Consider the following 12,300-nt stretch of genomic DNA (forward strand, 5'->3'; position numbering starts at 1 on the left):
GCTTTATGTGATTAGTATAACACATAACCTTTTAGATGCAAGCGTTTTTTTATTATTTATTGCACTTTCTTAATAAATAAACGGGGATATAAGATTCTAAACGCTGATATATAAACATTTATACTTGTGAAAACAAGAACGATTTATAGTTGTTATCACTTGTGAAAAATGTACTTCTGTATTAAAAACAGCAGCCATCTGTATTAATACAGATGGCTGCTGTGGAGATATTTATAACACAGTTTAGTTTGTTTGTTCTTCTTCAATCACTGCAGAATGCATCTCGTGGACTTCCATTACTTGGCCATCTTTTTGTTCATCGATGACAAAGGAACCGTTGGATGTTCGTTCACTGATTGGATAGTTTTTCGACTGAATAACTTCTTGTGTGCCTTTTTGCGTAGTAACTAATAAATCTAAATCGGTACTTTCAGACATAAAGACAACACGATGTGGATTTTTCTTCAATTCCCGCAAGACCATTAGTCCACGTTTTGCTCGTCCTAATTGTGTTAATTCTTGGGCTAACATGCGTTTAACACCGCCACGTTGGGTAACGATGACAATCGGTGTATCCCCTTCAGAATGAACCAGTAAACCATTAACGACATAATCGTCTTCTTTGAGGTTCATTGATTTAACTCCAGCCGCTTTACTACCCACGACTGGTACTTCATATAATGGATAACGTAAGCCAAAACCGCGATTGCTAACGAGGAAAACATCCAATAAGTCTTGATCATTTGTTAAATAAACATTGGTAATTTCATCTTGGTCTGATTTTAATTTCATACAAGATGTCGGGCGGCTCTTATAAGTGCGCCAAGGCTCAAAATCAGCCATTTTGGTTTGTTTAATCATGCCAGCTTTTGTAATGAAAACAAAGGTTTTTGTCGGACTTAACTCTTTATAAGGATATACAGCAATAATCGATTCATCGATAGCAAGATTTAAAATGGTTTGAGAAATATGTTCGCCAATTTCTTTCCAGCGTAAATCTGGCAACTCATGGACGGGGCGATAAATCATATTCCCTTTATTTGTTACTAGTAAAAGATGATCTAATGTATTGACTTCGCCAGCATATAGTAAAAAGTCGCCTTCTTTCATGCCGATTTCTTCTGGTTTTGATGCTGTATAAGAACGAATACTACTCCGCTTGATATAGCCTTCGTGCGTCACGGTTACGACCACGTCTTCCTGCGCAACTAACACGGCTGTTTCAATCTTGATTTCTTGGATTTCCTCTTCAATTTGAGTTAAGCGCGGATTTCCATATTGCTTTTTAACTTCGCGAAGTTCTTTTTTCATGACTGAGAATAGTTCTTTTTCATTGTTTAAAATGTTCAATAACTCAGCAATTTGTTGTTCTAAAGTTTTCGCTTCTTCTTGTAAATCAGTAATATCCGTATTGGTTAAACGGTATAGCTGTAAAGTAACGATTGCTTCTGCTTGTTCTTCAGTAAACGCGTAGTCGGATACTAAGTTCTTCTTCGCATCTTTTTTATCTTTACTGCCACGAATTGTTGCAATCACTTTATCTAAGATAGACAATGCTTTAATTAAACCAGCAACAATGTGCTCACGTTTGCGAGCTTTGTCCAACTCAAATTGACAACGGTTAATGATAACTGATTTGCGATGCGTAATGTAACTTTCTAAAATCCGTTTTAGTCCCACTTGTTGCGGGGTCATGTTGTCGATGGCTACCATGTTAAAGTTGTAATTGATTTGCAATTCAGTGTTTTTAAATAGATAATTTAAAATACCTTCTGCATTGACATCTTTTTTTAGTTCAACAACAATTTGCAAGCCAGTTCTGTCACTTTCGTCACGAACTTCGGCAATGCCGTCTACTTTTTTATTTAAACGGATTTCATCCATCTTCTTCACTAGCGTTGCTTTGTTGACTTCATAAGGAATTTCAGAAATGACAATTTGTTGTTTGCCGCCTTTTAAGGGCTCAATCTTTGTCTTTGCACGTAAAATCACTTTACCACGGCCGGTTTCGTAGGCTTTTTTAATTTCTGCTTTTCCTTGTAGGATCCCACCTGTTGGGAAATCTGGTCCTGGAATGTATTCCATTAATTTCTCTAAACTTGCATTAGGATGATCAATTAAATACACAGTTCCATCAATGATTTCCGCTAAATTATGCGTAGGAATTTCTGTTGCATAGCCTGCTGAAATCCCCGTTGAGCCGTTTACCAATAAATTAGGATATTTGGCTGGTAAAACAGTGGGTTCTTTTTCTGTATCGTCAAAATTCCAGACGAAATCGACGGTATTTTTGTCGATATCTTTTAACAACTCACCACTTAACTGTGATAAACGAGCTTCTGTATAACGCATCGCCGCTGGTGGGTCGCCATCCATACTTCCGTTGTTTCCGTGCATTTCAATTAGTACTTCCCGTAATTTCCAGTCTTGACTTAGACGCACCATCGCTTCATAAATACTAATGTCGCCATGGGGATGATAATTCCCCATAATGTTTCCGACAGATTTTGCTGATTTACGAAAGCCTTTATCAAAGGTATTGCCGTCTTTATTCATTGAAAAGAGAATGCGGCGTTGTACTGGTTTTAGCCCATCTCGAATATCTGGTAGGGCCCGTTCTTGAATGATGTATTTGGAATATCTTCCAAAACGATCGCCCATTACTTCTTCAAGGGTTAATTCTTGAACTTCTTGGCGTTTTTCCAAAATTGTCACTCCCTACTCTATGTCAAACAAACTGATTTCAGTGTCATCGGTTTGTTCTGCTTCTTTTGTTTTTTCCGCATCTAAAAGGCGTTCTCCTGTTGGTGCAGAAGTGTCTTCTTCTGAACGATCTAAAATACTGCCATCTTCTTCCAATGTAAATTGAACATGTTGTTCAATCCATTTTCGACGAGGTTCGACTTTGTCGCCCATTAATGTGGTCACACGGCGTTCTGCTTGAGCTGCATCATCAATCCGAACACGAATTAAGGTTCTAGTTTCAGGATCCATCGTTGTTTCCCAAAGTTGTTCTGCATTCATTTCACCCAAACCTTTATAGCGTTGGAGCATATAGCCTTTACCAACTTTATCAATCACTTCTGCCAATTCACCATCGGTCCAAGCATACTCAATGACTGATTTTTTTCCAGTTCCTTTAGAGACTTTATAAAGAGGTGGTAAGGCAATGTAGACTTTGCCGGCTTCAATTAATGGTTTCATATAACGATAGAAGAACGTTAATAGCAACACTTGAATATGGGCACCATCGGTATCCGCATCGGTCATGATGATGATTTTATCATAATTACAATCTTCAATTGAAAATTCAGGACCAACGCCTGCGCCAATCGTATAGATCATAGTATTGATTTCTTCATTTTTCAAGATGTCTTGCATTTTCGCTTTTTCCGTATTAATGACTTTTCCTCGTAGCGGTAAAATGGCTTGAAACTTCCGATCGCGTCCTTGTTTTGCTGAACCACCGGCCGAGTCTCCTTCGACAAGATATAATTCATTTTTCTTAGGATTTCTGGATTGAGCCGGGGTTAATTTTCCAGAAAGTAACGATTCGCCTTTTTTCCGTTTTTTACCGTTCCGGCTTTCTTCACGGGCTTTGCGAGCCGCTTCACGGGCTTCACGGGCTTTAATCGCTTTCCGAATTAATGATTGACTCATTTCACTGTTTTCTTGTAAATAGAAGCCCATTTGTTCGCCTACGACGTTGTCGACAACGGTTCTTGCTAAAGGTGTACCTAATTTCCCTTTGGTTTGGCCCTCGAACTGTAGTAAGTTTTCTGGTACTCGAATAGAAAGGACGGCTGCTAAGCCTTCACGGAAGTCGCTACCTTCTAAATTTTTATCTTTTTCTTTTAATAGTCCTACTTTACGTGCATATTCATTGTACGCCTTTGTCATTGACGTTTTCATACCGACTTCGTGGGTACCGCCATCTTTTGTGCGGACATTGTTAACGAAAGATAAAACATTTTCAGAATAGCCATCGTTGTATTGATAGGCTAATTCAACTTCAATACCTTCTTTGGCTCCTGAAAAATAAACAACGGGTGTTAATGTATCTTTTTCTTCATTTAGATAGGAAACAAATTCTTTAATGCCTTCTTCGTAGTGAAAGACTTCTTCTTTGGGTTCTTCCCCACGTTCATCTGTTAAAGTAATTTTGACGCCTTTTAATAAGAAAGCTGATTCTCTCAAACGTTCTGCTAAAATTTCGTAAGAAAAATTTGTCGTAGAGAAAATGGTGTCGTCAGGTAAAAAAGTAACAGAGGTGCCGTTGCGTTTTTTTGTTTTGCCGATTTTTTTTAAGGTACCAACTGGTTTACCGCCGTCCTCAAATCGTTCCATGTATTCTACGCCATCACGAACAATATGAACTTCTAACCACTTAGATAAGGCATTAACAACACTGGCACCCACCCCATGGAGTCCGCCTGAAGTTTTATAGCCACCTTGGCCAAACTTACCACCCGCATGTAAGACAGTAAAAATTACTTCTACTGTTGGGATACCAGAAGCATGCATCCCTGTTGGCATTCCGCGGCCAGAGTCTGCAACACAAATACTATTATCTTTTTGGATAGTTACGTTGATTTCATTCCCGTAGCCAGATAACGCTTCATCGACTGCGTTATCGACAATTTCATAGACTAAGTGATGGAGTCCACGGCTATCGGTTGAACCGATATACATACCAGGTCTTTTCCTCACTGCTTCCAATCCTTCTAGGACTTGGATAGAGGCATCATTGTACTCATTGTTAATTTTTTTAGCCAAAGAAAAAACTCCTTATACTTAGATTCTCGTTTAGTTAATAAGCGTACATTAACTATTTCTTAAAGAATTAGAAGAAGAGTGAGCGGGTTTCTTGCGTTTTCCGTTCGCTCCTTCTAAAACCATCATTACAATAATACTCTATCTGGGTCAAAAAAAAAAGAGCTTTCCGTTCAGGACGCTCTTTCTTTATAAAATTACACGTGTTTATTCAGCATCTGCCATTTTTGCCAATTCAATTTTAATACAACGGTCCATAATAACTTGACGACCTTCATTTAATAACAAGTTCGCTGCCTCTTCATTTTCCAAACCTAGTTGGGCCCAAAAGACAGGCGCTTCTGTTTTCAATGTTTCTGCGGCCACTTCTGGCAAAAATTCACTCCGCCGAAAGACGTCAACAATATCAATCTTTTCAGGAATCTCTGTTAATGCCCCATAAACCGTTTCGCCAAGCACCGTTTCGCCTTTTAAAACTGGATTGACAGGTAACACACGATAGCCATGTTGCTGTAAAATTTCTGCAATTTTGTAACTTGTGCGGTCGGGCTTGTTACTCAAACCAACCACCGCAATATTTTTTGCTTGTTTTAGAATATCAAAAATTTGATTTTGACTTGGATTCTCAAATGTCATTCACTCAACCCCTTTTTTCGTTCTTATTTATTATAACGCTGAGTAAAGGGTTTTGGCAAAATTATTCTCTGAATACCGACAAAATAATTATTGGCTTTGCCAATCTGCTGGATAAGTCACGTAGACAAAGCGGGCATCCCCCGTCACTGAAAATTGAATTTTGCTACTTTTCGGGATTAAAATAATTTCGCCGGCTGTTGCAGAAATTTTACGTCCGTCAATCAGTATATCTAATTGTCCTGAAATAATATAATCAATTTCATCGTATTCTAGCGTCCAGTCGAAGGTGGTATCTTTCATCACCATTAAACCGCAACCAAGGCGCGGGCTTTCTTCTAAAGAAAACAGATCTTTTGTGTAAACAATGTCCGCTGGGTTGCCTGTATCTAAGCGATCGTCTTCTGTTACGTCAATTTTGGGTAATTTGATGGACATAATTCCACTTGGATCCACTTGTTTAGTCGGCATTAATTTTTCTGTGACAATTTGTCGAACAAGTGTTTCAATCATTTCACGATTTAATTCTGTCATATTTACACCTCATTATTTCACTTCTGTTTCGGGTTTCCCTAGCATTCGATTTGCCATAAAGATAGCCACAAAAATGGCGGTAATCCCTCCAACTAATTTGCCAACAATCATTGGAAAAATCATTTCTTTTGCTACGCCTGCAGTAAAACCAAGGTGGTCACCTAAAACGAAAGAAGCCGAAACAGCAAAAGCGATATTAATAATTTTTCCTCGATTATCCATGTCTTTTAACATTTGGAACATGGGAATATTGTTAGCTAATGTAGCAACCATTCCTGCAGCCGCTACTTCATTCATTCCTAAAACTTTTCCTAGTTTCATCAATGGTTTATTAAAGACTTTCGTAATCACAGCGACTAAACAGAAAGCGCCAGCTAAAGTTAAAGCAATCCCGCCAACGACTTCAATTCCTTCAGTAACTGGTGCAATACCAGGAATCACTGTAATTCCTAATAATAGTTGAATCGCCCCCACAACTAAACCAAAGATAGCGACAATCACTACGCCTTGACCAAAAATTTGGAAGCCTTTAATCATGCCATTTGGCGCTAACCATAAACCTAAAATAATTAAAGCAGCAACAATAATAATTGGAATTAAGTTAGGAATAATCAATGACAATGGCATGCCAGCTGTTAACCCACCTGCTAATAAACCAAAAGGAATTGTAATAATCCCGCTCAAAACACCCGTTGCTAAGAATTGCTGATCGTCTTTTTGGATAATGCCCAGCGCTACTGGAATTGTAAAGACTAACGTTGGCCCCATCATTGCACCTAAGATTGCCCCCGCAAATAAACCAGCTTGTGGATCATTGGCTAATTGTTGCGCTAACGCAAAGCCTCCCATATCATTAGCCAATAAGGTTGTGGCAAACATTGCTGGATCAGCCCCTAGTAATTCATAGACAGGAACGACAATCGGACTTAAAAGATTGGCTAAGACAGGCGCTAAAGTGATAATCCCTACCATAGAAAGCGCTAGAGAACCCATAGCCATAATCCCTTCCTCAAATTGCTCCCCTAAACCTAGTTTGTTGCCAATACATTTATCGATTCCTCCAATAATCATGAAAAGAACCATAATATACATAATAATTTCATTAATGCTCATGTCTCGTCCTCCCTATTCTTCCTCTGTAGAATCAATGACACCAACAATCATTGCATCAATTGGGACCTTCGGATCTTCTGCCGAAATACGGGCAGCATTGCCTTGACTAATTAACACTTTGTCCCCGACACCAGCTCCAGCGTTGTCAGCAGCAATTAAAAATCCTTGCTTTTCGTCCTCTTGATTCAAAATATCAACCATCATAAATTTCCAGCCATTTAATTTTTCATCTTTTCTTGTTGACCAAAGGCTACCAGTCACTTTTCCTAAAAGCATCGTTTTTCCTCCTTACGTCAGCAATTGATGTTTCCTAGCATAATCTTTCGCTAACGGGGTTAAATAGGCGTTTTTACTTAAAGAAACACCTGATTCTGTCATTCTTATCAATTGTTTTTCAGTAATGTAGGTTCGTTTGGTCTCAGCTAAAGAACGAAGTTGTTTTTGACAGGCCGCCTGAAACACAGCGTAATTTTCTGAATCATGATAAAAAATCATCCCAAACTGTTGGCACATGTCCACGTTTTCCTGAATCGTTTGTTTCAAACGATACTTCAATCGTGAATTTTTACTCACTGAAGGTATTGGGGTTAAAACCAATACCGGCTTACCTTCAAATAAGAATGCTAAGATGTTTTTGACTAATTCATCCGTTTCCTGTAAATGCGCAATCGCATTTACTTGGGAAATCGTTAGCCTCTTTACAACCAAGCCTCGTGCTAGCTTCTGCTCCTTGGTTACCCAATTTACATTAGGAAAACGAACAAACATTTCTTCAGGAAATGCTTCTTTTGCTTCTGCTAAAGCCACTGAATAAGACGACGACAGCAATTGTTGGCAAATTCGATCAGTAATCTGTTGAATCAAATTTTCCATTTCAGAAACGTTCATTGTCTTGCCTCCTTTTACTTAAGAATATAGCCACGAGCTCCTTTGGTTAAGCCGCAAGCGTTGGCTTCATCGTAGTCAATGTGCATGTACGTTGCAAATCGCGGACTGATTCGCACAACTACATCATCAAAGATTAACGGACGTGTGCCTTCCACTTTGACTTGTACAATTTGGCTATTGCTTACTTTATTTTTTAAGGCATCTTCTGGTGTCATGTGAATATGACGTTTGGCAACGATTAAACCGTGACTTAATGTCACAACTGCTGATCCGTTCATCAGCGTGACGCCTGGTGTCCCTTCTGTCTTGCCACTCTCTCTAACTGGGGCATTAATTCCTAAAATACGCGTATCCGTCATAGAAACTTCGACCTGTGATTCGCTACGTTCAGGGCCTAAAATAACCACATTTTGAAAAAGTCCTTTAGGTCCAGCAACCGTAATTCGTTCTTTACAAACGAACTGTCCAGGTTGTGATAAATCTTTCACTTTTGTTAGTTGATATCCTGGTCCAAATAATGCATCAATCTCTTGACGAGACAAATGAACATGTCGGCCAGAAGCTTCAACTTCAAAAGTATTTTGTTGTTGTTGCTGAATTCGTTTAACAACTTCTTCAACAATTTCATTCATTGAATCCAATTTGTTCATCTCCTAGTTTCGTGATATTTCAGTCATGGTGCTAACTAATTCTGTAGCCCAAGATTGAAAAAGGCCGAACAGTTGTGATTCTCCTTTTAACTGGAGAATAATTTTATCTAGTTGTAATTGAATTTCTTTTGAGGAATAGCGCCATTGTCTCTGTTGGTTAGTTAGAATAGTTACCTTTGATTCCAAAATGACTGGTTCCATTACAAGCGACTGTTCTAAAATAAATTTCTCTAACCACAGTTGTTGTTGTTCGAAATATAACCAACCTTCTGTTGATAACGCTTCATTCGTTAAGAAAGGCAAATACAATAGATGGCTTAAGTGCCGAATCTCATAAATTGTTTCTTTTGATAAATTTTCTTGTTTTTGTGAGGAGGCCTTCACTGAATGAACCTCAGAAAGCAATGGGTTTGTTGAAGAGAAGCTGCTATTAATCCGATGCTCGCGTAGATAGCTTTTGGCGGCTGGCGTCAGAAAACTGCCTACAGGAAACACAAAATCCGTGCCATCTTCTAGTTCTTTTTTTAGCCTTTTGATGCGAAGCATATCTTCTGTAATAACTGTCATAACACCCCTCCTCAATGAAAGTTTAGGACAGAAGTAATGAACCTACCTCTGCCCCAAAAAATCAAAATTATAATTCAGTTGTTGCGTGTGGTAAAATAGCGTCTACTTCTGTATGTGGACGTGGAATTACATGGACAGATAATAATTCGCCAACACGTTCTGCTGCAGCAGCACCAGCATCTGTTGCTGCTTTCACGGCACCAACGTCACCGCGAACCATTACTGTAACTAAACCGCCACCGACTTGTTCTTTTCCAATTAAAGTAACGTTTGCCGCTTTCACCATTGCATCGGCTGCTTCAACAGCACCTACTAAACCACGAGTTTCGATCATTCCTAAAGCATTTGTACTTGACATTATAATTTCCTCCTAAGATGTATGTTTTATTTTTAAAAATTTGGGACAATTATCAATTTGACTTAGGTCCCAAACCCTAAATCCAATAATTCATTTGTTTTACTCTTACTCGCTCGTTTCTTGTTAGTTTAAGCGAGCTAAAACTTGAGCCACCACGGCATTTACTAGTTCTTCTTGATTGGTTGTTTCGCAAGAAGTAGCCACAGATGTGGTTGATGTTTGACCAAATTCTTGACGAATCTCTTCTAAATCACGCACGCCATAAGCAACACGACGTAAATTGAACAGATTTTCAACCCCAATATTATCAGAAGTTGAGCTGCCACCAACTGCGCCACAACCTAGTGTTAATGCTGGCACTAAGTTAGTTGAAGCACCAATTCCGCCAAGTGTACCAGAGGTGTTAACAAGCAAACGAGAGACGGGTTTTCTTAAGCCAAATTCACGAATGACTTCTTTGTTTTCTGTGTGAATACCCATCGTATGACCCGCACCTTCACCTTTCAAAATTTCAATTGATAACGCGCAAGCTGCTTCCCAGTTTTCAACTGTATAGAAAGCAATAATCGGTGCCAATTTTTCTCTTGAAAATGGATATTTCAAACCTACATGTGTTTCCTCGGCAACAATTAAGCGGCGATCTTTTGGAATAGATAAACCGACTAATGAAGCAATATGTTGAACGGAACGTCCTACGATTTGCGGGTTCATTGTACCGTTTGGTCGTAAAATAAATTTAGCTAATTTGTCGGCTTCGGCTGGACTTAAGAAATACGCGCCCTGCTTAATTAACTCTTCTTTGACCGCTTCACGGTTGACAGTTTCAACAATAATTGATTGTTCCGATGCACAAATTGTACCGTTATCGAAAGTTTTTGAATCCATTATTTGTTTCACTGCATGAGGAACATTTGCGCTTCGTTCGATGTAGGCTGGTCCATTACCAGGCCCAACACCGATTGCTGGTGTCCCAGAAGAGTACGCGGCTTTAACCATTGCGTTTCCACCAGTAGCTAAAATTAAATTTGTTTCTTTATTTTTCATTAATTCGCTGGTCGCTTGCATAGTTGGCGTTTTGATGACCGAGACACAACCTTCTGGTGCCCCTGCAGCAATAGCCGCTTTTTGGATAATTTCCACTGTTTCAATAATCGATTTCAACGCATTGGGATGTGGTGAAAAAACAATGCTGTTGGCAGCTTTTAATGAAATTAATGCTTTGTAAATGACTGTTGATGTCGGGTTGGTAGAAGGAATTAATCCTGCAATTACACCAACTGGGACAGCAATTTCAGTGACTTTTTGGGCAGCATCATCATGGATCACACCAACTGTAGCTTTGTCCTTCATTTCGTCATATACTACTTTTGAAGCGAAAGCATTTTTGATGATTTTATCTTCATAGATACCAAATCCTGTTTCTTCATTGGCCATTTTCGCTAACTTTTCTCGTTGGTTAAACGTAGCCTCTGAAACTGCTTGGACAATCGCATCGATTTGTTTTTGCGAAAATGTTGCTAATACTTGTTGTGCCTCTTTGGCTTTTTTGATTAAATTTCTTGTTTCTTGGATGGAACGTAAGTCTTTATCTACTAATTCCACTCGTCTTCACTTCTTTCTATTTCAGCCATGATTGCTTGAATTAAAGCTTCTTTATTGGCAAATTTAATCTCACTTTTCTTTAAACTACTTAGGTTCATTTTGTAGGCTTGTTTGCGTAAATCAACCACGCGTTGTGTTTCTAATTTTTGGCGTGTGCCTGTGTGTTCTTCCAAATCTGGTGTTTCAATCTCTTCTTCAATTACTTCTACTTGTTCCATCGGTTCAGGTGCTGACTTGGGTTCTGGATCTGATAAAATTACTTCCGTTTGAGCATCAACCCGTGAGATCACATGATGAGCAATTAAACAATTTAATTCTTTAGCTACTTCCGTGCCTACTTCAACGGCAGCTTGGACCGCGGCAACGTCACCAATCAGTTCCACAGTTGTTAAACCGCCATTAATAATTTCAGCTTTTAACAAAGTAACGTCGGCGGCTTTCAATGCCGCATCAGCCACACTAATGGCACCTAAAAAACCTTTGACTTCGACCATTCCTAATGCTTTCATTCAGGTCACATCCTTAATAACTCAACGGATTGTCAGCGATATTTTGAATGACTTGTTCAAACGCACTGCAAGCAGCTTTACATGCAGATTGACTACCTGTCAATAAGGCACCGCCAAAGTTCGTTTCAGAAGGTGGGCCATAAAAGACACCCATTTGAACATCGGCAGCTTTCATTGCTGCATCTAAGCCAACCATTGCTTCTAGCGGTGGTGCAATCAGATAAGCAATCGCTTCACCTTCAGGAATATTCGCTTGTTCAGATAAAAAGCTACCCGTTCTTGATACTACATGTGCAAAATAAACAATACTGTCATCTTCGTTAGCACTATAGAAGCTGGCTTCTTCTTCAATGACTTGCGTAATGACACTCAAGCCACTATTGACTTCGGCAGGACTCGGACCAGCAATAATGCCTATCACTTCACCGGCTAATTTGGTTGAAGCATTTGCTGCGCCAGCATACATACTTTTACCGTAAACTACAGTAACATCGGCGGCTTTGGTTGCTTCATCTAATGCAACATAAGTGACATCATCACAATCGGAAGTAACAATTCCTAATGAGCGATGTTCTGGTTTCAATGATAATTCTTTTGCTAATGCCGGATCGACATTGGGAATGACTTTCATACTTAGGACATTTGCGCCTAGACGATCATTTTTCATGAGAAA

At 39.2% G+C, this 12,300-nt stretch carries 13 protein-coding genes; all 13 read right to left on the reverse strand.

Annotation, left to right across the window (positions count from 1 at the left end):
• Window positions 1-243 precede the first annotated feature (243 nt).
• Complete coding sequence (parC, locus tag IGJ20_RS07170) at window positions 244-2,706, reverse strand: DNA topoisomerase IV subunit A (protein ID WP_010706655.1); 2,463 nt, start codon at window positions 2,704-2,706, stop codon at window positions 244-246.
• Window positions 2,707-2,718: 12 nt separating this feature from the next.
• Window positions 2,719-4,776 carry a DNA topoisomerase IV subunit B gene (gene parE / locus IGJ20_RS07175; RefSeq protein WP_126254614.1) on the reverse strand — a complete coding sequence of 686 codons (2,058 nt, stop codon included), beginning with the start codon at window positions 4,774-4,776 and terminating at the stop codon, window positions 2,719-2,721.
• Between the two features lie 204 nt (window positions 4,777-4,980).
• A complete protein-coding gene (locus IGJ20_RS07180; protein ID WP_002377361.1) occupies window positions 4,981-5,409 on the reverse strand; it encodes a CoA-binding protein in 429 nt (142 codons plus the stop codon).
• A gap of 87 nt (window positions 5,410-5,496) precedes the next feature.
• Complete coding sequence (locus IGJ20_RS07185) at window positions 5,497-5,940, reverse strand: ethanolamine utilization protein EutQ (protein WP_002377360.1); 444 nt, start codon at window positions 5,938-5,940, stop codon at window positions 5,497-5,499.
• A gap of 12 nt (window positions 5,941-5,952) precedes the next feature.
• Window positions 5,953-7,053, reverse strand: coding sequence for an ethanolamine utilization protein EutH (eutH, locus tag IGJ20_RS07190; protein WP_002396318.1), 1,101 nt, complete (start codon window positions 7,051-7,053; stop codon window positions 5,953-5,955).
• Between the two features lie 12 nt (window positions 7,054-7,065).
• Window positions 7,066-7,329: a EutN/CcmL family microcompartment protein gene (locus tag IGJ20_RS07195; RefSeq protein WP_002377358.1), complete on the reverse strand. Its 264-nt coding sequence runs from the start codon at window positions 7,327-7,329 to the stop codon at window positions 7,066-7,068.
• A 12-nt stretch (window positions 7,330-7,341) separates the two neighbouring features.
• The gene (locus IGJ20_RS07200) at window positions 7,342-7,941 is read right to left on the reverse strand and encodes a TIGR02536 family ethanolamine utilization protein (protein ID WP_126254615.1); all 600 of its coding nucleotides are present in this window, start codon (window positions 7,939-7,941) and stop codon (window positions 7,342-7,344) included.
• A gap of 14 nt (window positions 7,942-7,955) precedes the next feature.
• On the reverse strand, window positions 7,956-8,591 hold the full coding sequence (gene eutD / locus IGJ20_RS07205; protein ID WP_002357516.1) for an ethanolamine utilization phosphate acetyltransferase EutD: 636 nt from the start codon (window positions 8,589-8,591) through the stop codon (window positions 7,956-7,958).
• Window positions 8,592-8,594: 3 nt separating this feature from the next.
• Complete coding sequence (locus IGJ20_RS07210; protein WP_161970848.1) at window positions 8,595-9,158, reverse strand: hypothetical protein; 564 nt, start codon at window positions 9,156-9,158, stop codon at window positions 8,595-8,597.
• Window positions 9,159-9,225: 67 nt separating this feature from the next.
• Entirely contained in the window at window positions 9,226-9,516 is a 291-nt protein-coding gene (locus tag IGJ20_RS07215) for a BMC domain-containing protein (RefSeq protein ID WP_002357513.1), read from the reverse strand.
• 123 nt (window positions 9,517-9,639) lie between these two features.
• A complete protein-coding gene (locus tag IGJ20_RS07220) occupies window positions 9,640-11,118 on the reverse strand; it encodes an acetaldehyde dehydrogenase (acetylating) (protein WP_126254616.1) in 1,479 nt (492 codons plus the stop codon).
• Window positions 11,109-11,627: a BMC domain-containing protein gene (locus tag IGJ20_RS07225; protein WP_002357510.1), complete on the reverse strand. Its 519-nt coding sequence runs from the start codon at window positions 11,625-11,627 to the stop codon at window positions 11,109-11,111. Before IGJ20_RS07225 ends, IGJ20_RS07220 begins: the two co-directional genes overlap by 10 nt.
• A 13-nt stretch (window positions 11,628-11,640) precedes the next feature.
• Window positions 11,641-12,294 (reverse strand): ethanolamine utilization microcompartment protein EutL, encoded by a 654-nt coding sequence (gene eutL / locus IGJ20_RS07230; protein ID WP_002357509.1) that lies wholly within the window; start codon window positions 12,292-12,294, stop codon window positions 11,641-11,643.
• Between the last annotated feature and the right edge of the window lie 6 nt (window positions 12,295-12,300).

Origin of the sequence: Enterococcus sp. DIV0294 (genome assembly GCF_050558155.1) — a bacterium.
GTDB classification, from domain to species: domain Bacteria; phylum Bacillota; class Bacilli; order Lactobacillales; family Enterococcaceae; genus Enterococcus; species Enterococcus faecalis.